Raw genomic sequence first — 25,686 nt, 5'->3', positions numbered from 1 at the left:
GGGGTAACGAGTCGTTCCGTGCGACCGCTCGGCGGCCGTCCGGCGCGAGCGCGCTCGCGGCGTCCGTACCCGTACGGGGCACGCCGGGCGGCGACCGCCCGCGGTGCGCGCCGTAGGGGTTACGCGCGCCGGGCGTGTGCGTCCGGGAACACCGTCCGCCCCACCTCCCGACAGGCGAGGCGCGAGGCGGCCCGCCGGACGCGCGATGCTCGTTTCGGCGCGGATGCCGCATCCTTGAGATGTGGAGTCTCTCGGGGACGAGTCGGTCGAGCGGAAGGGGAGGGCGCAGGGAATGAGTGCCGGCGCACCTGCTCATAACGCTTCGGTGCACAACCACGGACAGGATGCGACGGACCGGACGGCCGCAAGGCACCATGGACCGATGCGCGACGACGAGGCGGGCACGGCCCACGGGGCGATCGGTCCGCTCGTGCACCGGGCCGTCGACGGCGACGCGCAGGCCACGCACGACCTGCTCGCCCATGTGCACCCGCTGGCGCTGCGCTACTGCCGCACCCGGCTGTCCCGGCTCCCCGGCGACGCGCGCCACTTCGTGGAGGACCTCGCCCAGGAGGTCTGCGTCGCCGTCCTCCTCGCCCTGCCCCGCTACCGCGACACCGGCCGCCCCTTCGAGGCGTTCGTCTTCGCCATCGCCTCCCACAAGGTCGCCGACCTCCAGCGGGCGGCCATGCGCCACCCCGGCTCGACGGCGGTGCCGTCCGACGAGATGCCCGAGCGGCCCGACGACTCCCTCGGCCCCGAGGAGCGCGCCCTGCTCAGCAGCGACGCCGAGTGGGCCAAGAAACTCCTGGCCAACCTGCCCGAGAACCAGCGCGAGCTGCTCTTGCTGCGCATCGCCGTGGGCTTGACCGCGGAGGAGACGGGGCAGATGTTGGGAATGTCACCCGGCGCGGTCCGCGTGGCCCAGCACCGGGCGCTGAGCCGCTTGCGGGCGCTCGCCGAACAGTGAACCCCCCCTGCGCGGGGCCCCGACCGGCCCCCGCTGAACGGGCGTGGCGCGTTTCCCGTACGAACGTACGAGGTCTGAAGCGGCCTCGTACCGTGGAATTTGCTAGCCGCGCTTCCCGTTAGCATGGACATCCGCACCGAGCAAGGCCATTTGGGGAAGGTGTCATGACTGCCAACGTCGACGGAGTGCCCGGAAAATTCGCGACACTCGGGCTGACCTACGACGACGTGCTGCTGCTGCCGGGCTCGTCGGACATGGCACCCGACGAGATCGACACCGCCTCGTACGTCTCCAAGAACGTGCGGGTCAACATCCCGCTGCTGTCCGCCGCCATGGACAAGGTGACCGAGTCCCGCATGGCGATCGCGATGGCCCGCCAGGGCGGCGTCGGCGTCCTGCACCGCAACCTCTCCATCGAGGACCAGGCCAACCAGGTCGACCTGGTGAAGCGCTCCGAGTCCGGCATGGTCACGGACCCCATCACCATCCACCCGGAGGCCACCCTCGCCGAGGCGGACGCGCTGTGCGCGAAGTTCCGCATCAGCGGTGTGCCGGTGACCGACGGGGAGAAGAAGCTCCTCGGCATCGTCACCAACCGCGACATGGCGTTCGAGAGCGACCGCAGCCGCCGCGTGCACGAGGTCATGACCCCGATGCCGCTGGTCACCGGCAAGGTCGGCATCTCCGGGCCCGAGGCCATGGAGCTGCTGCGCAAGCACAAGATCGAGAAGCTGCCGCTGGTCGACGACGAGGGTGTCCTCAAGGGCCTGATCACCGTCAAGGACTTCGTCAAGGCGGAGAAGTACCCGAGCGCCGCCAAGGACGCCGAGGGCCGCCTGCTCGTCGGCGCCGCGGTCGGCGTGGCCGGCGACGCCTACGAGCGCGCCCAGGCGCTGATCGAGGCCGGTGCCGACTTCATCGTCGTGGACACCGCGCACGGGCACTCCCGGCTGGTCGGCGACATGATCGCCAAGATCAAGTCGAACTCCTCCGGTGTCGACGTGATCGGCGGCAACGTCGCCACGCGCGACGGCGCCCAGGCCCTGGTGGACGCGGGCGCCGACGGCATCAAGGTCGGTGTCGGACCCGGCTCCATCTGTACGACCCGCGTGGTCGCCGGTGTCGGCGTCCCGCAGGTCACCGCCATCTACGAGGCCGCGCTGGCCGCCAAGGACGCCGGTGTCCCGGTGATCGGCGACGGTGGCCTCCAGTACTCCGGCGACATCGCCAAGGCCCTGGTCGCGGGCGCCGACACCGTCATGCTCGGCTCGCTGCTCGCGGGCTGCGAGGAGTCCCCGGGCGAGCTGCTGTTCATCAACGGCAAGCAGTTCAAGTCGTACCGCGGCATGGGCTCGCTCGGCGCCATGCAGACCCGTGGCGAGCGCCGGTCGTTCTCCAAGGACCGCTACTTCCAGGAGGGCGTCGCCTCCGACGAGCAGCTGATCCCCGAGGGCATCGAGGGCCAGGTGCCCTACCGCGGCCCGCTGTCCTCCGTCGTCCACCAGCTGGTCGGCGGCCTGCGCCAGTCGATGTTCTACGTCGGCGGCCGGACCGTGCCCGAGCTCCAGGCGGGCGGCCGCTTCGTGCGGATCACCTCGGCGGGTCTGAAGGAGAGCCACCCGCACGACATCCAGATGACGGTCGAGGCGCCGAACTACAGCAGCAAGAGGTAGTCCTCCGGCAGCAGGCGCGCGTCCGCGACGCGCGCGTGACGGCCGTCGACGGCGGCCCCGCACCCCGCGGGGCCGCCGTCGCCGTGTCCGTCGGCGATACTGGAAGACGCTGAAACGCATCAGGGAAAGGCCCAAGACGTGACTGAGATCGAGATCGGGCGCGGCAAGCGCGGCCGCCGGGCGTACGCCTTCGACGACATCGCCGTCGTCCCCAGCCGCCGTACGCGGGACCCGAAGGAGGTCTCGATCGCCTGGCAGATCGACGCCTACCGCTTCGAGCTGCCGTTCCTGGCCGCCCCGATGGACTCCGTGGTCTCCCCGGCCACCGCGATCCGCATCGGTGAGCTGGGCGGCCTCGGCGTGCTGAACCTCGAGGGTCTGTGGACCCGGTACGAGGACCCGCAGCCGCTGCTGGACGAGATCGCCGAGCTGGACGCCGAGACGGCCACCCGCCGCCTCCAGGAGGTCTACTCCGCCCCCATCAAGGAGGAGCTGATCGGCGCCCGCATCAAGGAGGTGCGCGACTCCGGTGTGGTCACCGCCGCCGCGCTCTCCCCGCAGCGCACCGCCCAGTTCTCCAAGGCGGTCGTGGACGCGGGCGTGGACATCTTCGTCATCCGCGGCACCACCGTGTCGGCGGAGCACGTGTCCTCCTCGCACGAGCCGCTGAATCTGAAGCAGTTCATCTACGAGCTGGACGTGCCGGTGATCGTCGGCGGCTGCGCCACGTACACCGCCGCGCTGCACCTGATGCGCACCGGCGCGGCCGGCGTGCTGGTCGGCTTCGGCGGCGGCGCCGCGCACACCACGCGCAACGTCCTCGGCATCCAGGTCCCGATGGCAACCGCCGTCGCCGACGTGGCTGCGGCCCGCCGTGACTACATGGACGAGTCCGGCGGCCGGTACGTGCACGTGATCGCGGACGGCGGTGTCGGCTGGTCCGGCGACCTGCCCAAGGCGATCGCCTGCGGCGCCGACGCGGTCATGATGGGCTCCCCGCTGGCGCGGGGCACCGACGCGCCCGGCAAGGGCCACCACTGGGGCATGGAGGCGGTCAACGAGGAGCTGCCCCGTGGCCAGAAGGTCGACCTGGGCACGGTCGGCACGATCGAGGAGATCCTCGCCGGCCCGTCCCGGATCCCCGACGGCTCGATGAACTTCTTCGGCGCCCTGCGCCGCGCCATGGCCACCACCGGCTACAGCGAGCTGAAGGAGTTCCAGCGGGTCGAGGTCACGGTGGCGGACTCCCAGCACCGCCGCTAGGCCCTTCGTTCGGATCATGCCGGGCTCGTGGGGTCCGGCCCGATCCGAACGAAAGACCCTGGTCGCCACGCCCTCGAAGGGCCGGCCGCCGGGCTCACAGCCGGTGGGCCGCCCCGGTGGGCGTGGCGCCCCGCGTGTCCAGCAGCAACTGTGCCTTCACCGACAGGCCCTGGAGGTCGTAGGTGCGGTGCTGCTGGAGCAGGATCGTGAGGTCGGCGTCGGCGGCGGCCTCGTAGAAGGAGTCCACGCGCGGGACCGGGCGGTCCAGGACGCTCCACGCGGGCACGTACGGGTCGTGGTAGCTGACGGCCGCGCCCAGCTCCATCAGCCGTACGGCGATCTCCTGCGCCGGGGTGCCCTGCTGGTCGGCGAGGTCGGGTTTGTAGGTGACGCCGAGGAGCAGGACGCGGGCGCCGCGCGCGGACTTGCCGTGCTCGTTCAGGAGCGTGGCGGCGCGCCGCACGACGTACCGGGGCATCCGGTTGTTGACCTGCTGGGCCAGTTCGACCATGCGCAGGGTGCGGTTGGCGTGGCCGGTCAGGTCCTGGGGGACGCCGTGCCCGCCGACGCCCGGGCCCGGCCGGAACGCCTGGAAGCCGAAGGGCTTGGTCTCCGCGCAGCGGATGACGTCCCACAGGTCGACGCCCAGCTCGTGGCAGAGCACGGCCATCTCGTTGACGAGCGCGATGTTGACGTGCCGGTAGTTGGTCTCCAGCAGCTGCACCGTCTCCGCCTCGCGCAGCCCGCGTGCGCGGACGACCTTGTCGGTGAGCCGGCCGTAGAACGCGGCGGCCGACTCGGTGCAGGCCGGGGTGAGGCCGCCGATGACCTTCGGCGTGCCGGCCGGGGTGTGGTCGCGGCTGCCGGGGTCGACGCGGCTGGGGGAGTAGGCGAGGTGGAAGTCGCGGCCGGCGCGCAGGCCCGATCCCTTCTCCAGCAGCGGGCGCAGGAATTCCTCCGTGGTGCCGGGCAGCACGGGTGACTCCAGGATGACCGTGGTGTGCGGGCGCAGCCGCTCGGCCAGGGTGCGGGCCGCCGCCTCGACCTGGCCGAGGTCGAGTCCTCCGTCGGCGCCGCGCGGGGTGGGCGCGCAGATGACCGCGGTGCGCACCCGGCCGAGCTGGGCGGGATCGGTGCCGGGCCGGAAGCCCGAGGCGTGCATCCGGCGCAGCTCGGCCGGGCTGAGCGAGCCGGCCTCGGGGCCGGTGGCGTAGCCGATGGTGGCGATGCCGGCGGCGACGGCGGCTTGGGCGAGCGGCAAACCGTAGGGGCCGAGTCCGATGACGGCGAGGTCTGCGGGCATGGCGTGGGCCGTCCTTCCCAGTAGCCGAAGCGGAACAGGTTTCGCAACCGCTGTGGACAAGACGAGCGAGTGCACTGTCAGACTAGGTACACATATGACCGTTATGTGTGATTGTGTTCGTGTGTCTTCCAGGGGTTCTGTGTGAGTTGTCCACAGCGTGTCAGCCCACGGCGGCCGAAGGCGGACGACGCGGTCGGAATCTGGGCATGAGGAGGGAATGAGCCGGGCCCCGCCCACCGGGTGCGGCCGACGTGAGCACGTCTTGCGACATCGGGAGGCAGCGGTGAGGACAGCGGCACTGGGGCCGGCGCAGCGCGCCGAGGCACTGGCGGCGATGGCGGAGCGAGAGCTGGACGTCCTGGTGGTCGGCGGAGGAGTGGTCGGCGCCGGCACCGCGCTGGACGCCGTCACCCGTGGCCTGGCCACCGGGCTGGTCGAGGCCCGCGACTGGGCGTCCGGCACGTCGAGCCGGTCCAGCAAACTGATCCACGGCGGTCTGCGCTATCTGGAGATGCTCGACTTCGCGCTCGTCCGCGAGGCCCTCAAGGAACGCGGCCTGCTCCTGGAGCGGCTCGCCCCGCACCTGGTCAAGCCGGTGCCGTTCCTCTATCCGCTCCGGCACAAGGGGTGGGAGCGGCTCTACGCCGGCTCGGGCGTCGCCCTCTACGACACGATGTCCATGGCCCGCGGCCACGGCCGGGGCCTGCCCGTGCACCGCCACCTGACCCGCCGTCACGCCCTGCGCGTGGCCCCCTGTCTGCGCAAGGACGTTCTCGTCGGCGCCCTCCAGTACTACGACGCCCAGGTCGACGACGCCCGCTTCGTGACCACCCTGGTGCGCACCGCGGCGTCGTACGGCGCGAAGGTGGCCAACCGCGCGCGCGTGACCGGGTTCCTGCGCGAGGGCGAGCGCGTCGTCGGCGCCCGGGTCCGGGACGTGGAGGCCGGCGGGGAGTACGAGATCCGGGCCCGGCAGGTCGTCAACGCCACCGGCGTGTGGACCGACGACACCCAGGGCATGGTGGGCGAGCGCGGCCGGTTCCACGTCCGCGCCTCCAAGGGCATCCACCTGGTCGTCCCCAAGGACCGCGTCCACTCCAGCACCGGCCTGATCCTGCGCACCGAGAAGTCCGTCCTGTTCGTCATCCCCTGGGGCCGGCACTGGATCATCGGCACCACCGACACCGGCTGGGACCTGGACAAGGCCCATCCCGCCGCCTCCAGCGCCGACATCGACTACCTGCTGGAACACGTCAACTCGGTGCTCGCCGTGCCACTGTCCCGCGAGGACGTGCAGGGTGTGTACGCCGGGCTGCGCCCGCTGCTGGCCGGCGAGTCCGACGCCACCAGCAAGCTCTCCCGCGAGCACACGGTCGCCCATCCCGCGCCGGGGCTCGTGGTCGTGGCGGGCGGCAAGTACACGACGTACCGGGTGATGGCGAAGGACGCCGTCGACGAGGCCGTGCACGGGCTCGACACCCGTGTCGCCGACTGCGTGACCGAGGAGACGCCGCTGCTGGGCGCGGAGGGCTACCAGGCGCTGTGGAACGCGCGCGCGGGGATCGCCGCCCGCGCCGGACTGCACGTGGTCCGCGTGGAGCACCTGCTGAACCGCTACGGCTCGGCGGTACAGGAGGTCCTGGACCTGATCGCCGCCGACCCCTCGCTCGGTGAGCCGCTGGGCGCCGCCGACGACTACCTGCGCGCCGAGGTGGTGTACGCCGCCTCGCACGAGGGCGCCCGGCACTTGGACGACGTCCTGACCCGCCGTACCCGGATCTCCATCGAGACGTTCGACCGGGGCACGCGCAGCGCGCGGGAGGCGGCCGGGCTGATGGCACCGGTGCTCGGCTGGGACCGGGACCGGATCGAGCGCGAGGTCGAGCACTACGAGAAGCGCGTGGAGGCCGAGCGCGAGTCACAGCTCCAACCGGACGACCGGACGGCGGACGCGGCACGGCTGGGAGCGCCCGACATCGTGCCGCTCACCTGAGCCCTGCCGGCGCCCCGGGCGGGGACGGTTTCACCCGGACGAGTGGCGCGAACCGGGATCTCCGTTCGGAACCGGCTCATTCTACCGGGTGCGGGGAGAGGAGGCGGCCGTGAGCGAGCCGGAAAGGGAGGCGAGGTGGACCGGCCTGAGACGGGGTCAGTGGCCTTGGGGCGCGGGTGATTTCCGGGGCCGGCCGGGCTTGGTGGGCCGGGTGAGCGGGGCTGGGGCCGATGGGCCGCCGTAGGGGCCGTGGGCGCGCGGTGGCTCCGGGGGCGCCGGTTTGGCCGGGAGTGTCCGAAGGGTCGGTCTGCCGGTTCCTCCCCTCTTGCGACCCATCATCCCGGTAAGCGGAACACCCGCTTCAGCAGGGCTTCGTGACGGTGGGAGGCGGACTTCGGCCACGGGCACCCTGGGCGTCGGCCACTTGCGGGGTAAGAGACAATGGAGGCTCTGTCAGGGCGGGTTGTATGAGGGGACGCATGTCGGAGACGGAGCGGGCGGGTGCATCCCGTCAGGAGACTCGTCAGGACAACGGCGAGCGGCGTCTCCTCGCCGGGCGGTACCGGCTGGGAGACGTGCTGGGCCGCGGCGGTATGGGCACGGTCTGGCGCGCCGAGGACGAGACCCTCGGCCGGACGGTGGCCGTCAAGGAACTGAGGTTCCCGACCAACATCGACGAGGAGGAGAAGCGGCGCCTGATCACGCGCACCCTGCGCGAGGCCAAGGCGATCGCCCGGATCCGCAACAACAGCGCGGTGACGGTCTTCGACGTGGTCGACGAGGACGACCGGCCCTGGATCGTGATGGAGCTGGTGGAGGGCAAGTCCCTCGCCGAGGTGATCCGCGAGGACGGCCTGCTGAAGCCGAAGCGCGCCGCCGAGGTGGGGCTCGCCGTCCTCGACGTGCTGCGCTCCGCGCACCGCCAGGGCATCCTGCACCGGGACGTCAAGCCGTCCAATGTGCTCATCGCCGAGGACGGCCGGGTCGTGCTCACCGACTTCGGCATCGCCCAGGTGGAGGGCGACCCGTCCATCACCTCCACCGGCATGCTGGTCGGCGCCCCCTCCTACATCTCCCCGGAGCGCGCCCGCGGCCACAAGCCCGGACCGGCCGCGGACCTGTGGTCGCTCGGCGGCCTGCTGTACGCGGCCGTCGAGGGAGTGCCGCCCTACGACAAGGGTTCGGCCATCGCCACGCTCACCGCGGTGATGACCGAGTCCCTCGACGAGCCGAAGCACGCGGGACCGCTGCGGGACGTCATCTACGGTCTGCTGACCAAGGACCCGGCCCAGCGGCTCGACGACGCCGGGGCCCGGGCCATGCTCAACGCGGTCATACACGCGCCCGAGCCGGAGCCGATGGACGCCACCCGCGTGGTGCCGCTGCCCGCGCAGCCGGGTCCGGCCGACGGACGGCGCGACGGCAAGCGCGGCGAGGAGGCCGGGGAGAAGCTGCGCGGCGCGCTGCGCTCGGTCCGCAAGGCGGCGGGTGCGGCCGGCGCGGCTGCGGCGCGGCCGAAGAGCACCGACGGGACGGCGGCAACCGCCGCCGGCGGTACGGCCGCCGGGGCGCGGCCCGCCGGCGCTCCCGCGGCAACCGGTCCGGTGTCGACCGGACCGACGGCCACCGGACCGACGGCCACCGGACCGGCCGGGAGGCCGGCCGTCCCCGCCCAGGGCTCCGGTTCCGTGCCGGGTGCCGGTCCGGCCGGGCGGAGTTCCGGCTGGCCCGTGGTGCCGCCGCCGGACCTGGACCTGCCGCCGCGACCGGTGCCCAGGGCGCCGCTGACCGACGTGGTGCCCAGGCGCACCCTCGTGGTCATCGCCGTGGTCGTCGCCCTGGCGGTGCTCGGTACCGTGCTCGCCCTCACGCTGGGCGGCGGCGACGACAACGGCGGCGACAACGGGGCCAAGGCCGCCACCAGCGCCGACGCCTCCACCAAGGAGGACCGCAAGACGGGCGGCGAGACGGCCACCGGGAAGCGCACGGACGGCGCCAGTTCGGCGCCGGCCCCCGGCGGGTCGGCGTCGGCCACCGGGCCGGGCTCCGGCGCCGGCCCGTCCGCCGACGACTCCGGCTCGTCCGCCGGCAAGGACAGCGGGAAGGACGGTGGCAAGGGCGGCGGGAGCGCCCCGGCGGTCTCGACCCGCAAGAGCGGCCAGGGGTACACGATCGGGCTGCCGAAGGGCTGGCAGTACCGCTCCACCGGAGCCGCCGGCGACCGCTACACCGGGCCCGCCGGACAGAAGCTGCTCGTCGCCTGGACCAGCACGCCCAAGGGCGACCCGGTGGCGGACTGGAAGAACCAGGAGCGCTACATGGTGCGTTCCCAGTACCACAAGATACGCATCGAGAAGGTCGGTTACCGCAGCTGGAAGGCGGCCGACTGGGAGTTCACGTATCAGGAGAGCGGCACCGGGTACCGGACCATCGACCGGGGCTTCGTGGTCGATGACCACCAGGGTTACGCGCTGATGTACACCGCGAAGGGCGCCGACTGGCACGGTGATCTGCGCAAGGACACCTGGAAGACGCTCACGGAGTCCTTCACTCCCAAGTCGTAGGCGGCGCGAGCCGGTTTGGTGCGTGGGAATCCGTCATCCGCTCGGTGCGGGTTGCCTCCGGCACGTATCGTGAAGGGCCGCGGACCGTACGCAGCCGCACGCGTGTGCGGAACGGACCGCAGGACGAACGGAAGTGACGGATCTCGGGCGGCCGGGGGAGGCCAAGTGGAGGACTACGCGGGTCGGGTGCTCGCCGACCGCTACCGCCTGCCGCTCCCGCCGTCCGACGCCTACGAACTCACCGAGACCCGCGCCTTCGACACATACAGCGGTCAGGAAGTCCTCGTCCGGCAGGTCCCGCTGCCGGAGGTCGTCGAGGCGGAGGTCCTCGACGCGGAGGGGCTGCCCGAGGGGTTCACCGCCCGTGAGCGCGCGTCCCGCCGGGCGCCGGAGGCCAGGACCGCCACCCGGCGGCCCGCCGACCCGGCGGTGCGGCGCGCCGTGGAGGCCGCGCAGTCCGCCGCCCGCATCCCCGACCATCCTCGCCTCGACCAGGTCTTCGACGTGTTCGCCGAGGGCGGCTCGCTGTGGATCGTCAGCGAACTGGTGGCCGCGCGCCCGCTGGCCGCCCTGCTGACCGAGACGCCGCTGTCGCCGTACCGGGCGGCCGAGGTCGCCGCCGACGTCCTGATGGCGCTCCGGGTGCTGCACGCCCACGGCTGGGTGCACCGCAACGTCACCGCCCGCACGGTCCTCGTCTGCGACGACGGCCGCGTCGTGCTGACCGGCCTCGCGGTCGGCGCGGCCCAGGAGGCCCTGTGCGGGTACGACCCCGTGCCGGCGCCCGACGGACTCACGGCGGACGCGGGGGCCGTACACGGGGACGGGCCCTCGGGAGGTGGGCGGAACGGGGGCGCGCCGACGGTGTACGGCGGTGCCGGGCCGGTCGGGGATGCCGACCCGGAGGCCGCGCGGCGCGCCGCGATCCAGGCCCGAGCGGCCGGCGGGCTGCCGGCGCCGGGGGCGGGTGGCGCGTCCGGGCCGGCGGGGCAGCGGGCCCTGGAGAGCGGGACGGACATCCGCGCCGCCCGGGCCGGCGCCATCGCCGCGTACCGCGCGGGCGCCCAGGCCGCCGCCCGGGTGCAGGAGGCCCAGCAGAACGGGCGCGCCGCCCTGCCCGCGGCCCGTCCGCCCGCCGAGGACACGACCGGTGGGGGCCGGGCCGACGCCACGACAGTGACGCCGTACGCCCCGGAGCCGGGCGGCGCCGTGCCGGCCGAACCGCCGGTCGATCCGTACGGAGTGCGCGGCGCGCCGTGGCACGGCTCCACCCCGCGCACCGGGCCGGGCGGCGGAGCCCGGCGGCCCGGGCTGCCCCCCGGGGACCCCGGACACGCCCTCGTACCGGGACAGGGACACGGGCAAGGACACGCACACGGGCAGGGCTACGGCTCGGGGCGGGCCCCGGACGCCGGGTCCGGCGGGCGTCCCGGCGTGGTTCCCGGGCCAGGCCGCCCACCGGAGCACTCCGCCGCGCCCGACCGCGTGGACGAGTCCACCGGCGCCGCCGGGCCGGCGGCCGCCCGCTGGGACGAGGGCGGTGCCGTGCGCCGGGGGCCCGGCACGGCGTTGGCCGCGGAGCGGGCCCGGCAGACGCGGATGACCGTCGTCGGGCCGGTGACCGAACGCTGGGCGCCGGAGCAGGCCGGCCCCGTGCACGAGAACTGGCAGCTGGCGGCGCCCATCGGTCCGGCCACCGACCTGTGGGCGCTTGGCGCGCTGCTGTTCCGGGCGGTGCAGGGACACGCGCCGTACCCGGAGGAGTCGACGGCCGAACTGGTCCAGCTGGTCTGCGCCGAACCGCCCGCCTTCGCCGAGGAGTGCGGCCCGCTGCGGCCGGTCGTGGAGTCGCTGCTGCGCCAGGACCCCACCGAGCGGCCCGAGACGGAGGAACTGAGCGGCTGGCTGCGGTCCCTGGTGCGCTCCGCGCCCGAACCGGACGCCGGTGTCCACGTCGTGCCCGTACCGCCCGCCGACCCGCGCCGGTTGCCGATCGTCCGGCGCCGCGGCGAACTGGTGCGTCGGCGTCGTGCCCGGCTGCCGGTGGCCCATCCGCACGGCCGGCACAAGCGGGCCCGGGACGGCGACCGTTCGCCGCGCAGCCTGGGCCGCACCCTGCTCCTGCTCATCCTGCTCCTGCTGGCCGGCGCGGTCGCCTACGCGCTGCTGCTCATGCCGAAGCAGGGCGAGAACGGGGCGGGCGACCACGGCCGTACCGGCGCGGACGGACGGACCGGTCCCGCGCCGACCCGTTCCGCGGGGGCGCCGGCCGGGCAGGGCACACCCGACGGCGGTGCCTCGGCCTCGGCGCCCGCGACCGAGACACAGACCGGCGGTGACTCCGCCGTCGCCGACGGCTTCACCCTGCGCAAGGACCCGGACGGCTTCCAGGTCGCCGTCGCCGATGGCTGGCACCGCACCCCGAAGAACGGCAGCGGACAAGTGGTCTACTCGCACGGCGACTTCGAGCTGATCGTCGTACCGGGCCGGGACGGCACCGCGGCGTTCGGCGGCGACCCGATGGTCTACCAGCGGGACAAGGAGCGTGAACTCCAGCCGTACCGGGACTCCAGCTGGGCGACGGCCACCGGGCTGCGCACCATCGAGGTGGGCGGACGGACCATGGTGGAGGGGCAGTTCACCTGGACCGACGGGCAGGGGCGGGACCGGTTCGTGCGGAACATGGCGCTGTTGCTGAACGGGCGGTACCACGTCATCCAGGTGCGCGGCCCGGAGGCCGAGCGCGACGAGGTGACCCGCCTGTACGACCAGGCTACCGCCACGTACCGGCTGAGCGGGTGACGAGGAGTCACCGGCGCGGAGGGCGGGTGGTCCGCCGGCACCTGCCGGCGGGGCACTTGGGCGGTTGGCGCGGCGGCCCTGGAGCGGTGCGGCGGCACGGAGTTGTTCGGGCAAGTGTGCGGGGTGGTCAACCGTCACAGTGCTGTCACCTTGGCACCCCGCCGGTTCCCTGCCGACAGGCCGGTCCTTAGTCTGAGCCTGTCAAGAGCATTGCGGGGCAACGTGAATCAGATGCAGGGCCTGCTCATAGCGGGCCGCTACCGGCTCGCCGACTCCATCGGCAGCGGCGGCATGGGCCGGGTGTGGCGCGCCCACGACGAGGTGCTGCACCGGCAGGTCGCCGTCAAGGAGTTGACCGCCGCGCTCTACGTCTCCGACAGCGACCGGGCCGTCCTGCTCGCCCGTACGCGGGCCGAGGCACGTGCCGCCGCGCGCATCAACCATTCCGCCGTCGTCACCGTGCACGACGTCCTGGAGCACGACGGCCGCCCCTGGATCGTGATGGAGCTGGTCGAGGGCGCCTCGCTGGCCGACGCGGTCAAGGAACGGGGCCGCATCGAACCCACGGAGACCGCGCGGATCGGGCTGTGGGTGCTGCGCGCGCTGCGCGCCGCGCACTCCGCCGGAGTGCTGCACCGGGACGTCAAGCCCGGCAACGTCCTGCTCGGCGACGACCGCAGGGTCCTGCTCACCGACTTCGGCATCGCCCAGATCGAGGGCGACACCACCATCACGCGTACCGGGGAGGTCGTCGGCTCGGTCGACTACCTCGCCCCCGAACGGGTGCGCGGCCACGATCCCGGCCCGGCCTCGGACCTGTGGGCGCTGGGCGCCACGCTGTACACGGCCGTCGAGGGCCGCTCCCCGTTCCGGCGCACCTCGCCGTTGAGCACCATGCAGGCGGTCGTGGAGGAGGAGGTCGACGAGCCGCGCCACGCCGGCCCGTTGGGGCCGGTCATCGCCGCGCTGCTGCGCAAGGACCCGGCGCGCCGCCCGGACGCGGGCGAGGCGGAGCAGATGCTCGCCGAGGCGGCGGAGGGCCGCCGGCCGCGCTCGGCGCAGGCGTTCGTCCCGACGCAGGGTTCGGGTGTCTACCCGGATGGCGGCCCCGGCCCGGGCGCGCCGGGCGGACGTCCCGATTCCCCGACCCCGGTGGCCGGTTACGGCCCCGCACCGGCGGGATCCGGTCACGGCTACGACTCCTCGACCCCGGTGGCCGGTCATGGCGCCACGCCAGCGGGCTCCGGGTACGGGTACGGGTACGGCTCGGGCGGCCCCGGGACCGGGCCGACGGTGACCGCACCCGACACCGGCACACCCGCGCGCGGCCCGCTCACCCCGGCACGGCCCGGCGCGGGGAGCCGGGCGGACGGGCGGCCCCACCGCCGGCTGCGCACCCTCGCGCTGGCCGTGGCCCTCGCCGCGGTGCTCGGCGGCGGCGTGGCCGCGGGCATCCAGCAGTGGCGGGGAGGAGGGCAGGGAACCGGCACGAACGAGGAGTCCGGCCCGGCTCCGCACCCCGCGGGCTCCGACGGTGACACCTCCGGATCCCGCCCGGGCACCGTCCCCGCCGGCTGGCGGACCTACCACGATCCGCTGGGCTTCAGCATCTCCCTGCCCAAGGGCTGGAAACGCAAGGTGTACGGCATCCAGGGCGACCTCAAACAGATCGACTACACGCCCGACGGCGGCAAGCACTTCGTCCGCATCGCCATCGACACCGCGCCGGACTACGCCGAGCCCCTCTCCCACCAGCAGGACCTCGAACGGCAGCTCCAACGGCTGGTCGACTACCGGCGCGTGACGATGAAGGAGAACATCTACCGCGACCGCGACGGCGCGTTGTGGGAGTACACCTGGACGGCGCTGAAGAAGGACCCGCCCTACGTGCCGGGGCCGCGCCACGCCGTCGAGGAGACGTACTTCTCGCGTGCGGGCACCGAATACGTGATCTACATGTCGTCCCCGGCCGCCGACTGGGCCACGACCAGCAAGCGGTTCACGTGGGTGCTGCGGAGCTGGCAGCAGCCGGACGAGAGCTGATCCGGGCCGACGACACGCGGCGCGGACGGCCGAAACAGGCAGGTTGTACGGGGTGGCTTGGCCGGTCGGCGCCCCGGAGGGCATGCCCGCCGTGCGGCATGATGGGGCGCATGGGGACCGAGGGAGCCGGCTTCCGGCTGATCGCGGGCCGTTACCGCCTGGAGGAACGCATCGGGCGCGGCGGCATGGGCGTCGTCTGGCGGGCGAGCGACCAGGTGCTGGGCCGTCACGTGGCCGTCAAGGAACTCCTCCCGGACGACGCGCTCCCGGACGACGACGCGCGCCGCCGCCGGGACCGGACGTTCCGTGAGGCCCGTGCGGTCTGCCAGCTGCGGCACCCGCACATCATCGTGGTGCACGACGTGGTCGAGCAGGACGGACGCCCCTACCTGGTCATGGAGTTGATCGACGGCGGTTCGCTCGCCGACCGGATCGCCCGGCACGGCCCGGTCGACGCCGCGGAGGCCGCGCGGATCGGTGTCGCCCTGCTCAGCGCGGTGCGCACCGCCCACGAGGCGGGTGTGCTGCACCGGGACATCAAACCCGCGAACGTCCTGCTCGAGTCCGGCACCGACCGGGTCGTCCTCACCGACTTCGGCATCGCCCAGGTCGAGGGCGCCACGACGCTCACCGAGACCGGCGCCTTCGTCGGCTCCCCCGAGTACACCGCGCCGGAGCGGATGTCCGGGCTGCGCACCGGTCCGGAGTCGGACCTGTGGTCGCTGGGCGCGCTGCTGTGCACGGTGCTCAGCGGCGAGTCGCCGTTCCGGCGCGACTCGCTCGGCGGCATCCTGCACGCCGTCGTCACCGACGAGATCCGACCGCCGGCCCAGGCCGGGCCGCTGCTGCCGGTCGTCCTCGGGCTGCTGGAACGCGACCCGGACCGGCGGCTGGGCGCGGCGGACGCCGAGCGGATGCTGGGCGCGTACCTGGAGACGGGCCGCACGCCGGCCGCACCGGGCGGCCACGGGCCGGCGGGCGGCGGGCACGGCGGCGGACGCCTGCACCGGATCGGCGGCGGCCGGACGCCGAGACCCGCCGCGCACCACCCGCCGCCCCCGTGGGACCCCCCGCACGGCGGGCCGCCGCCGTACGCCGCGCCCCGGCCGCCGGGGGAGGCGCCCCCGGCCCGGTCGTCGCCGCGCGGGGTGCTGGTCGCGGCGCTCCTCGTCGCCGCGCTGGCCGGCGCGGGCGTGTCGGCCGCGGCGCTGCTGCTGCACCGGGACGGCGGCGGAGGCGGCGGCACCCCGGGCGGTACGGCGACGAGCCCGGCCACCGGGAGCGGTACGGCCCCGTCCCCCTCGGCACCTCCCTCCCGGCCGACGCCGTCACCCACCCCCTCGACCACCCCGTCGCACACCCCGACGGCCGCCTCCACCGCGCCCCGCCCCGGCACCGGCGCACACGCCGCGCCCTCCGGTTACCGCGTGACCCGGGACCCGGCCGGCTTCTCCCTCGCCCTACCGGACGACTTCACCCGCAGCCCCCAGGGCGAGCGGGTCTTCTACCTCTCCCCCGGGGAGACCTTCCGGCTCGGCGTCAAGGTCGGCGCCCGCCGGCCGGGCGGCCCCACCGCGGTGATGCGCCGGTCGGCCGCCGACGGCCCCGCCAGCAACCCCGGTTACCGCGACGGCCGGGTCACGCGGACCCGACACGCCGGACACCCGGCCGCGCTCTGGGAGTTCACCTGGGACGGCTTCAGCACGGCGGAGGGCCCCCGTCACACCTACGACCTGTGCTGGGAGGAGGACGGTTGGCTGTACGACGTGTGGGTGTCGGCGCCGGTCGGCCGGGCGCGCCGGGCGCGGGAGTACTTCGACGTGGCCCTCGGCACCTTCTCCGTCACGGGGGCGTGACCGGTCCACATGGTGCCGCGCGCCCGGCGCGGGTCTGCGCACGCGCGGGTTCCGGCCGCCCGCTTCGACAACGGCCTGGTGCGCACGGTACTCATGTGACATGACCGAAGACGGCGAACTCCCGCTCGACGCAACGCTGATCGGCGGTCGCTACCGGCTCGCCGGACGCCTCGGATCCGGCCCGGCCGGCACCGTCTGGCGCGCCCGGGACGAGCGGGACGGGCGTGCGGTGGCCGTCAAGGAGCCCCTGCTGCCCGGTGATCCGACGACCGACGAGGAGAGCGGGCGGATCGCGCACCGGCTCCACCACGAGGCCCGGGCCGCCACCCGGGTACGGCACCCCTCCGCCGTGACGGTGTACGACGTCGTCACCGAGGACGGCGTCCCCTGGATCGTGATGGAGCTGGTGGCGGGCGAGTCCCTGCGCGAGGTGCTGCGGCGTGGCCCCCTGCCGCCGGCCGAGGCCGCCCGGGTCGGGCTCGCCGTGCTCGGCGCGCTGCGCGCCGCCCACGCCGTCGGCATCGTGCACCGGGACGTGAAACCGGCCAACGTGCTGCTGGAGTCCGGTACCGGGCGGGTCGTCCTCACCGACTTCGGCATCGGCGACGGACACGCGGACGAGTCGCCCGCCGGGTTCGTCGCCCCCGAACGGGCGGCGGGTCCGGGCGCCGGTCCCGCCTCCGACCTGTGGTCGCTGGGCGCGTTGCTGCGGGCCGCCCTGGGGGAGACGGACCCCGGGCCGCTGGGTCCGCTGCTGGACCGCCTGCACGCCGGTGATCCCGCGGAGCGGCCGGACGCCGGGGAGGTCGCCGCCGTACTCCACGACCACCTCGGCCGTACACCCGTACCGGAGCCGGCCCCGGGGCACCGCGCCTCGGCTCCGGTCCAGGAACCTCGCGGTTCTGATTCCGGCCCGGTCCCTGAGCCCCGTGCTGCGGACCCCGGCCCGGTCGCTGAGCCTCGCGCCTCGGATCCCGGCCCGGTCCCGGACCCGGCCGCCGGCTGCGCGCAGAGCCCGCCCGCCGCCCCCGGTCCGGCGGGCGCGCCCGCCGAGGACGCCCCGTCGTCCCCCTGGCGCGCGCCCCTGTCGGCGCTCGGTCTGCTCCTCGCGAAAAAGACCGGGACCGGCTGACGGCCACCCCCTCGCCGCCCTGATCAGCACATTTCCTGCCAGTGATCGCTGGCAGGATGTGTGTGCCGGGTGAATCGTCGTTACCGACGGGTACACAAAGCCTCCGCCGCGGCATACCCTGCGCGTCATGACGGACACGCAGGCCCCGGACACCGCCGGTACCAACCCGCTCGCGCCCGCCCCCGAAGGCGCCCGCACGGCCGCCGACGTGGTCACCCCGGAGCTGGTGGCCCAGCTCACCAAGGGAGTCGCCGGCAGCGGGCGTACCGCCAACCACACTCCCCTCACCGGCGAGAAGCTGGCCGACCTGCCCGAGTCCACCCCGGACGACGTCCGCGGGGCCTTCGAGGCGGCCCGGGCCGCGCAGGCCGTGTGGGCGAAGGTCCCGGTGCGGCAGCGGGCCGCCGTGCTGCTCCGCTTCCACGACCTGGTGCTCCAACGGCAGGCCGAGGTGCTCGACCTGATCCAGCTGGAGACCGGCAAGGCCCGCCTGCACGCGCACGAGGAGGTGCAGGCCGTCGCCGTCGCCGCCCGCCACTACGGCCGCCGCGCCGCCGCCTACCTGCGGCCCAAGCGGCACGCCGGTGCCGTGCCGGCCCTGACACAGGTCACCGAACTTCGGCACCCGCGCGGGGTCGTGGGCCAGATCGCCCCCTGGAACTACCCGCTGGAGCTGTCCGTCGGCGACGCCCTGCCCGCCTTCGCCGCCGGCAACGCCGTGGTCATGAAGCCGGACACCGAGACCTGCCTCACCGCCCTGTGGGCGCGTGACCTGCTGATCGAGGCCGGACTGCCCGACGGCGTCTTCCAAGTCGTCCTCGGCGACGGCCCGGTCGTCGGACCGGAGCTGGTCCGGCACGCCGACTACGTCTCCTTCACCGGCTCCACCCGCACCGGCCGCGAGGTCGCCGTCGGCGCGGCCGCCCGCCTGGTCGGCGTCTCCCTCGAACTGGGCGGCAAGAACGCCATGCTGGTGCTGGACGACGCCGACATCGAGAAGGCCGCCGCCGGAGCCGTGCGCGCCTGCTTCTCCTCCGCCGGCCAACTGTGCATCTCCATCGAGCGGCTGTACGTCCACGACTCCGTCGCCGACGCCTTCCTGGAACGCTTCACGGCCCGCACCCGCGCCATGCGGCTCGGCAACTCCCTCGCCTACGGCGCCGACATGGGCTCGCTGGTCGGCGAACGGCAGCTGGAGACCGTCCGCCGGCACGTCGAGGAGGCCGTCGCCAAGGGCGCGAAGGTCCTCGCGGGCGGGGTCGCCCGCCCCGACATCGGCCCCTACTTCTTCGAGCCCACCGTCCTCGACGGCGTCGAGGACTCCATGGCGGTCTGCGAGGAGGAGACCTTCGGCCCGGTCGTCTCCGTGTACCGCTTCACGACCGACGACGAGGCCGTCGCACGCGCCAACGCCACGCCGTACGGTCTCAACGCGTCCGTCTGGACGCGCAGCGCCCGCCGCGGCCGGGACATCGCCTCCCGCCTGCGCACCGGCACCGTGAACGTCAACGAGGGCTATGCCCCCGCCTACGGCAGCGTCCAGTCCCCCATGGGCGGCATGAAGGACTCCGGCCTGGGCCGCCGCCACGGCTCCGAGGGCATCCTCAAGTACACCGAGGCCCAGACGGTTGCCCGCCAGCGGCTGCTGCCGATGGCGCCGTCGCTGGGCATGACGGACGAGGGGTACGCCGCCTTCATGAACACGAGCCTGCGGCTCATGAAGGCGTTCCGTTTCCGGTGAGCCCGGCGCGGGGGCGCGCGGCCGCGACCGGCCGGTGCCCCCGCCTCCGCCTCCTTCGCCCCCCATCCGCCTCCTTCGCCCCCTCGGCCTCCTTCGCCTCGCGAGCGTGAGAGACCACGGGCGGCCCGCACGCACACTCAACGAGGAGACACCGTGCCCCAGGACGCTTACGACTACGACGTCCTCATCGTCGGCTCAGGGTTCGGCGGCTCGGTGTCCGCCCTGCGCCTCACCGAGAAGGGATACCGGGTCGGCGTCCTGGAGGCCGGCCGCCGCTTCACCCGCGAGACCCTCCCGCGCAACTCCTGGGACCTGAGGAACTACCTCTGGGCGCCCCGGCTCGGCTGCTACGGCATCCAGCGCATCCACCTGCTGGGCAACGTGATGGTGCTGGCCGGCGCCGGCGTCGGCGGCGGCTCGCTCAACTACGCCAACACCCTCTACGTACCGCCGAAGGCCTTCTTCGACGACCCGCAGTGGCGGGGCATCACCGACTGGCAGGCGGAGCTGAAGCCTTACTACGACCAGGCCCAGCGGATGCTCGGCGTCCGGGTCAACCCCACCATGACCCCCTCCGACGTGCACCTGAAGGCGGCGGCCGAGCGGATGGGCGTCGCCGACACCTTCCACCTGGCCCCGGTCGGTGTCTTCTTCGGCGACGGCAAGGACGCCGACGGGACGGCGAGGGCCCGGCCCGGCGAGGCGGTGGACGACCCGTACTTCGGCGGCGCCGGCCCCGACCGCAACGCCTGCACCGAGTGCGGCGAGTGCATGACCGGCTGCCGGCACGGCGCGAAGAACACCCTCAACGAGAACTACCTCCACCTCGCCGAGAAGGCGGGCGCCGTCGTCCACCCCATGACCACCGTCGTGGCCGTCACGGACGACTCCCGGGGCGGCTACGCGGTGACGACACTGCCCACGGACCGGAAGAACAGGGGCCGCGGCCGGATCCTCACCGCCCGCAGGGTCGTCCTCGCGGCCGGCACCTACGGCACCCAGACCCTGCTGCACCGCATGAAGGCCGACCACCGACTGCCGTACCTGTCCGACCGGCTCGGCGACCTCACCCGCACCAACTCCGAGGCGCTGGTCGGCGCCCAGACCGACAACCGCCGCTACCACCGGGCCACCGGCGAGCCGCGCGCCGACTTCACCCGGGGCGTCGCCATCACCTCCTCGATCCACCCGGACGCCGACACCCACATCGAGCCGGTCCGCTACGGCAAGGGCTCCAACTCCATGGGCAGCCTGTCGATCCTCCAGGTGCCCTACGCCGAGGGTTCCTCGCGCGTACTGGCCTGGCTGGCCAACGCGGCCCGGCACCCGATGCTGGTCGCCCGCTCGCTGTCCAACCGGCGCTGGTCGGAGCGGACCATCATCGGCCTCGTCATGCAGTCACTGGACAACTCGCTGACCACGTTCCTGAAGCCCGCCGGCGTCGGCAAGGGACTGCTCACCGCCCGGCAGGGGCACGGCTCCCCGAACCCCAAGCAGATCAGGGCCGCGACCGAGGCGGCCTCCGCGCTCGCCGCCGAGATCAACGGCTTCGCCGGCAGCAACGTCGGCGAGCTGATGGGCACCCCGCTCACCGCGCACTTCCTCGGCGGCTGCCCCATCGGCGACAGCGCGGAGACGGGCGTCATCGACCCGTACCACCGCGTCTACGGCCACCCCGGCATCTCCGTGGTCGACGGCGCCGCGGTGTCGGCGAACCTGGGCGTCAACCCCTCGCTGACCATCACCGCGCAGGCCGAGCGGGCCATGTCCTTCTGGCCGAACAAGGGTGAGGAGGACCCGCGTCCGGCACCGGGAGCGGCGTACGAGCGGCTGAAGCCGGTGGAGCCGCGGACACCGGTGGTACCTGCCGACGCGTTCGGCGCGCTGCGGCTGCCGTTCCTGGGGATACCGGCGGTGCCGCCGAAGAAGTGACCGGACGCGATGGAGTGACCGCACGCGGTGGAGTGACCGCACGCGGCCCGGATGGACGGCACGGGCGGACGGCAAGAGGGACCTGCATCCCCCTCCGAAGGCAGGTCCCTCTCACCGTTTGTTGATCCGGCAAGTTTGATCAGCGAAAAGTATGAAGGGTTGCCCCCGCGTCGCGAGGTCGGAGTGTGATCTGCGTCACTGGCCAGCGCATGCTGCGGCGGGCATGACGAAGGGCCCAGCGGGGCGTGGAGGCCGCAGGGCCCGTACCGGGCGGTGACCGGTGACAGTCGGCCGCTGTGGGGGTGGCGGTGTTCGTCGATCGGTCCCGGGCGTCCCCCGGGACCGGCCGTTCCTCCTGACCGGGCCGCTGTCCCCTGCCGCCCGGTCACCCTGCCGGGGCGAGGTCCCACGGGGTACGTCACGACCCGTACCCCTCTTCGCCCCGGCGAGCCACGTGTGGTTCCGTCCGGCCCACCCCTGGCCGACACCGACGATCCCCTCAACGAGGCGGTGCGCGGACCGGTCACGCGCCGTACGGGTGAGAACGGCGACGGACTCAGACCCGGCCCCGGCACAGTTCCAGCAGCGTCATGGCGAGGGAGGTGCCCGGCCTGCCGAGCGCGTCGCGGTAGCGGCCGAGGATCTCCATCTCCCGGGAGAGGCTCACCCGCCGGCCACCGGAGGCGATTCGGGTCCGCTGGACGACCGCGGAGACCGCCATCCGCTCCTGGACGAGACCGATGATCCGGTCGTCGAGCACGTCGATGCGCTCCCGGGCGTCGGCGATGGCCGCCTCCGGGCCCGTGGCGGTCGCGATGGCCGCCTCCGGGCTCGTCGCGGTCGGACGGGTGCCGCTCGTCGTGGTCGCGTGGATGCTGCTCGTGGTGGTCGCGGGGGTGCTGCCTGCGGTGGTCGCGGGAGCGCTGCCTGCGGTGGTCGGGTGGGTGCCGGTGGTGGTCACGTCGGGCTCCTCGGTCGGGACGGCGGATGCCCTGGGACGGCAGAACCCGGAAAACGACAGGCGCCCCGGGCCTTGTCGGCCCGGGGCGCCTGGGAAGTCGCTTGGCGGTTGGCTCAAGCAGCACGACCATGGCAGCCGGCGGGCCGGGTGCCATAGGTAAAGACGTACATCGTGTGCTGGAGCATGCCGCCAGTATGTCACGCCCCCGTACAGAGGAAGCCTCCCCGCCCGCCCCGTTAGACTCGGTAGCACAGACCCCCGCCCGACCACCAGAAGGCACCCCGTGTCATCAGCGACTCACACTGCCGCCAACCCCGACACCGTTCTGGTCGTGGACTTCGGCGCGCAGTACGCCCAGCTCATCGCCCGTCGCGTCCGCGAGGCGCGGGTCTACAGCGAGATCGTGCCGAGCACCATGCCGGTCCGGGAGATGCTCGCCAAGAATCCCGCGGCCATCATCCTCTCCGGAGGTCCCTCGTCGGTCTACGAGGAGGGTGCGCCCCGCCTCGACCGCGAGATCTTCGAGTCCGGCGTCCCCGTCTTCGGCATGTGCTACGGCTTCCAGCTGATGGCGCAGAGCCTCGGCGGCACCGTCGACAACACCGGGGCCCGTGAGTACGGCCGCACCGACCTCCAGGTCTCCCGGGCGTCCTCCACCCTCTTCGAGGGCACCCCGGCCGAGCAGCACGTGTGGATGTCGCACGGCGACGCCTGCTCCGCCGCGCCCGAGGGCTTCACGGTGACCGCTTCCACGGACGTCGTCCCGGTCGCCGCCTTCGAGAACGACGACAAGAGGCTCTACGGCGTCCAGTACCACCCCGAGGTCATGCACTCCACGCACGGCCAGCAAGTGCTCGAGCACTTCCTGTACCGCGGCGCCGGCCTGAAGCCGGACTGGACGACCGGCAACGTGATCGAGGAGCAGGTCACCGCGATCCGCGAGCTGGTCGGCGACAAGCGCGTGATCTGCGGTCTGTCCGGCGGGGTCGACTCGGCCGTCGCCGCGGCCCTCGTGCAGAAGGCCATCGGCCACCAGCTGACCTGCGTCTACGTCGACCACGGCCTGATGCGCAAGGGTGAGACGGAGCAGGTCGAGAAGGACTTCGTCGCGGCCACCGGCGTCCAGCTGAAGGTCGTCGACGCCGAGGAGCGCTTCCTCACCGCTCTCCAGGGTGTCACCGACCCCGAGGAGAAGCGGAAGATCATCGGCCGCGAGTTCATCCGCGTCTTCGAGCAGGCCCAGGCCGAGATCATCGCCGACGAGGGCCCGGCCGTGGAGTTCCTCGTCCAGGGCACCCTGTACCCGGACGTGGTGGAGTCCGGCGGTGGCACCGGCGCCGCGAACATCAAGTCGCACCACAATGTCGGCGGCCTGCCCGAGGACCTCGAGTTCAAGCTGATCGAGCCGCTGCGCATGCTGTTCAAGGACGAGGTCCGCATGGTCGGCCAGGAGCTCGGCCTGCCCGAGGAGATCGTCCAGCGCCAGCCGTTCCCCGGCCCCGGCCTGGGCATCCGCATCGTCGGTGAGGTGACCAAGGAGCGCTTGGACCTGCTGCGCGACGCCGATGCCATCGCCCGCGAGGAGCTGAGCGCGGCCGGCCTCGACCGTGACATCTGGCAGTGCCCGGTGGTGCTGCTCGCCGACGTCCGCAGCGTCGGCGTCCAGGGCGACGGCCGCACCTACGGCCACCCGATCGTGCTGCGCCCGGTCTCCTCCGAGGACGCCATGACCGCCGACTGGTCCCGGCTGCCCTACGACGTCCTCGCCCGTATCTCCACCCGCATCACCAACGAGGTCCGGGACGTCAACCGGGTCGTGCTCGACGTGACCTCCAAGCCGCCGGGCACCATCGAGTGGGAGTAGGCCCGACAGGGCCCGGTCCCGACGAGTTCGGTCTCGACGGGTTCGGTCCGGACGGGTCCGGTCCGGACGGGACTGGTGCCGTCGGGGTCTAGGTCCGCCGGAGAGTGCGCACCGGCTCTCCGGGCTTCCACAGCCGGGTGACCAGATACCTGTCGTCCTCGACGGAGGTCCGGACGACCTCCGTCAGTTCGGTGCGGAAGAGGTGGAGCGGCTGCGGCGGTTCCACCTCTGCCACGTAGGCGGTCTTCGCCGGGCCGTCCGCGACCTCGTACGCCCGCCCGCTGATCCGCACGTCCCCGCCGCCCATCCCCGTCCCCTCGCCGGGATTGGCCTGGAGGGCGAAGCGGGGATCGCGGCGAAGGTCGTGGGACTTGAGGGAGCCCGGCATCATGCCGAGCCGGAGTTCCCCGCGCAGGAAGCGGACCTCGAGGCCGGACGTGCGGGGTGAGCCGTCCCTGCGGAGGGTCACCAGGACATGGTGCCGGTACGCGCCGAAGCGCTTCTCGCTGAGCGCCGCCAGTTCGGGCGCGGCGGCGTTGAATGCTGCCCAGTTCATGCGGAACGCTCTCGCCGAGAATGCCGACACCTGCTGTCGGGTATCCGCGGCACACGGCATCTTCACATGACGGCTCCGCATTCCCACGCCGGCCGGAGGTACCTTCCGCCCGTACCGCAAACCCAGTGCTGGAGGATCTATGCACGGGCCCACACCGCCCCTGCCGGTGCCCACCGACCAGCTCCGGTTCGCCATGCCGCCCATGCACGAGTCGGTCGAGGACGAACGCCGGCACCGCAAGGAGCGGCTCGCGGGCGCCCTGCGGATCTTCGGGCGGGCCGGTCTGGAGGAGGGCGTCTCCGGGCACATCACGGCCCGCGACCCCGAATACACCGACTGCTTCTGGGTCAACCCGTTCGGGATGCCGTTCCGCCACGTCACCGTCGGCGACCTCGTCCTCGCCAACCGGGACGGCCAGGTCGTCGAGGGCCGCTACCACGTCAACCAGGCCGCCTTCACCGTCCACGCCCAGGTCCACGCCGCCCGTCCGGACGTCGTCGCCGTCGTCCACTGCCACTCCGTGCACGGCCGCGCCCTCTCCGCGCTCGGCGAACTCATCGACCCCATCACCCAGGAGAGCTGCGCCTTCTACGAGGACATCGCCTTGTACGACGCCTACACCGGCGTCACCGTCGACGCCGGGGAAGGCCGCCGGATCGCCGCCACGCTCGGCTCCCGCAAGGCGCTCGTCCTGCGCAACCACGGGCTGCTCACCGTCGGCGACTCGGTCGACGCGGCGGCCTGGTGGTTCCTGTCCCTGGAGCGCTCCTGCCAGGTGCAGCTGATGGCCAGGGCGGCGGGCCGGCCGGTCCTCATCGACCACCGGCAGGCCGTCGCCACCCGGGAACAGCTCGGCGGCGACCTGGTGGCCTGGATCAACTACCAGCCCTTGTGGCAGGACATCAGCCGCAGCGAACCCGACCTGCTCAGCTGACCCCCCGGCCGGGCCCCCTTCGTCACCACCGCCTCCCCACACTGAATGACCCCGCCCGTACGGCGATGTGCGCAGCGGGGTCAACCCGGTGGCGCCCGT

The 25,686-nt window shown here is 73.4% G+C and carries 16 protein-coding genes; 13 read left to right on the top strand and 3 right to left on the bottom strand.

What is annotated here, in order from left to right; all coding sequences use genetic code 11:
* The first annotated feature begins 382 nt into the window (after window positions 1-382).
* The 3 genes from ACIQVT_RS27675 to ACIQVT_RS27665 all read left to right on the top strand — a co-directional run bounded on the left by ACIQVT_RS27675 (window position 383) and on the right by ACIQVT_RS27665 (window position 3,906).
* Entirely contained in the window at window positions 383-970 is a 588-nt protein-coding gene (locus tag ACIQVT_RS27675; protein WP_403759670.1) for a sigma-70 family RNA polymerase sigma factor, read from the top strand.
* 164 nt (window positions 971-1,134) lie between these two features.
* Complete coding sequence (guaB, locus tag ACIQVT_RS27670; protein ID WP_403759666.1) at window positions 1,135-2,643, top strand: IMP dehydrogenase; 1,509 nt, start codon at window positions 1,135-1,137, stop codon at window positions 2,641-2,643.
* Between the two features lie 138 nt (window positions 2,644-2,781).
* Window positions 2,782-3,906: a GuaB3 family IMP dehydrogenase-related protein gene (locus ACIQVT_RS27665; protein WP_403759662.1), complete on the top strand. Its 1,125-nt coding sequence runs from the start codon at window positions 2,782-2,784 to the stop codon at window positions 3,904-3,906.
* Between the two features lie 94 nt (window positions 3,907-4,000).
* Here the strand turns inward: ACIQVT_RS27665 and ACIQVT_RS27660 are convergent, their stop codons facing one another.
* A complete protein-coding gene (locus ACIQVT_RS27660; protein ID WP_403759659.1) occupies window positions 4,001-5,209 on the bottom strand; it encodes a nucleotide sugar dehydrogenase in 1,209 nt (402 codons plus the stop codon).
* 283 nt (window positions 5,210-5,492) lie between these two features.
* On the opposite strand from ACIQVT_RS27660, the gene ACIQVT_RS27655 reads away from it, so the two are divergent.
* The 8 genes from ACIQVT_RS27655 to ACIQVT_RS27620 all read left to right on the top strand — a co-directional run bounded on the left by ACIQVT_RS27655 (window position 5,493) and on the right by ACIQVT_RS27620 (window position 21,272).
* Window positions 5,493-7,202, top strand: a complete 1,710-nt coding sequence (locus tag ACIQVT_RS27655; RefSeq protein ID WP_403759652.1) for a glycerol-3-phosphate dehydrogenase/oxidase — start codon at window positions 5,493-5,495, stop codon at window positions 7,200-7,202.
* Window positions 7,203-7,681: 479 nt separating this feature from the next.
* On the top strand, window positions 7,682-9,766 hold the full coding sequence (locus ACIQVT_RS27650) for a serine/threonine-protein kinase (protein ID WP_403759649.1): 2,085 nt from the start codon (window positions 7,682-7,684) through the stop codon (window positions 9,764-9,766).
* Between the two features lie 165 nt (window positions 9,767-9,931).
* Window positions 9,932-12,568, top strand: a complete 2,637-nt coding sequence (locus ACIQVT_RS27645) for a protein kinase (RefSeq protein ID WP_403759645.1) — start codon at window positions 9,932-9,934, stop codon at window positions 12,566-12,568.
* A 231-nt stretch (window positions 12,569-12,799) separates the two neighbouring features.
* Window positions 12,800-14,611: a protein kinase gene (locus ACIQVT_RS27640; RefSeq protein WP_403760244.1), complete on the top strand. Its 1,812-nt coding sequence runs from the start codon at window positions 12,800-12,802 to the stop codon at window positions 14,609-14,611.
* A gap of 110 nt (window positions 14,612-14,721) precedes the next feature.
* Window positions 14,722-16,467 (top strand): protein kinase, encoded by a 1,746-nt coding sequence (locus tag ACIQVT_RS27635; protein ID WP_403759642.1) that lies wholly within the window; start codon window positions 14,722-14,724, stop codon window positions 16,465-16,467.
* A 100-nt stretch (window positions 16,468-16,567) separates the two neighbouring features.
* Window positions 16,568-17,599, top strand: a complete 1,032-nt coding sequence (locus ACIQVT_RS27630) for a protein kinase (protein WP_403759638.1) — start codon at window positions 16,568-16,570, stop codon at window positions 17,597-17,599.
* A 127-nt stretch (window positions 17,600-17,726) separates the two neighbouring features.
* Window positions 17,727-19,340 (top strand): succinic semialdehyde dehydrogenase, encoded by a 1,614-nt coding sequence (locus ACIQVT_RS27625; RefSeq protein WP_403759634.1) that lies wholly within the window; start codon window positions 17,727-17,729, stop codon window positions 19,338-19,340.
* A gap of 153 nt (window positions 19,341-19,493) precedes the next feature.
* Window positions 19,494-21,272: a GMC family oxidoreductase N-terminal domain-containing protein gene (locus ACIQVT_RS27620; RefSeq protein ID WP_403759631.1), complete on the top strand. Its 1,779-nt coding sequence runs from the start codon at window positions 19,494-19,496 to the stop codon at window positions 21,270-21,272.
* A 556-nt stretch (window positions 21,273-21,828) separates the two neighbouring features.
* Here the strand turns inward: ACIQVT_RS27620 and ACIQVT_RS27615 are convergent.
* Window positions 21,829-22,233: a chorismate mutase gene (locus ACIQVT_RS27615; protein WP_403759628.1), complete on the bottom strand. Its 405-nt coding sequence runs from the start codon at window positions 22,231-22,233 to the stop codon at window positions 21,829-21,831.
* Window positions 22,234-22,516: 283 nt separating this feature from the next.
* Between ACIQVT_RS27615 and guaA the strand changes: the two genes are divergently transcribed.
* Window positions 22,517-24,097 (top strand): glutamine-hydrolyzing GMP synthase, encoded by a 1,581-nt coding sequence (gene guaA / locus ACIQVT_RS27610; protein WP_403759625.1) that lies wholly within the window; start codon window positions 22,517-22,519, stop codon window positions 24,095-24,097.
* An 88-nt stretch (window positions 24,098-24,185) separates the two neighbouring features.
* On the opposite strand, the gene ACIQVT_RS27605 is transcribed toward guaA, so the two are convergent.
* The gene (locus ACIQVT_RS27605; RefSeq protein ID WP_403759622.1) at window positions 24,186-24,653 is read right to left on the bottom strand and encodes a pyridoxamine 5'-phosphate oxidase family protein; all 468 of its coding nucleotides are present in this window, start codon (window positions 24,651-24,653) and stop codon (window positions 24,186-24,188) included.
* Window positions 24,654-24,792: 139 nt separating this feature from the next.
* Between ACIQVT_RS27605 and ACIQVT_RS27600 the strand changes: the two genes are divergently transcribed.
* Window positions 24,793-25,587: a class II aldolase/adducin family protein gene (locus tag ACIQVT_RS27600; RefSeq protein ID WP_403759618.1), complete on the top strand. Its 795-nt coding sequence runs from the start codon at window positions 24,793-24,795 to the stop codon at window positions 25,585-25,587.
* Window positions 25,588-25,686 lie beyond the last annotated feature (99 nt).

It is taken from the genome of Streptomyces sp. NPDC100445 (assembly GCF_044759735.1).
Classification (GTDB): Bacteria; Actinomycetota; Actinomycetes; order Streptomycetales; family Streptomycetaceae; genus Streptomyces.
This window is presented reverse-complemented; position numbering and strand designations above follow the sequence as displayed.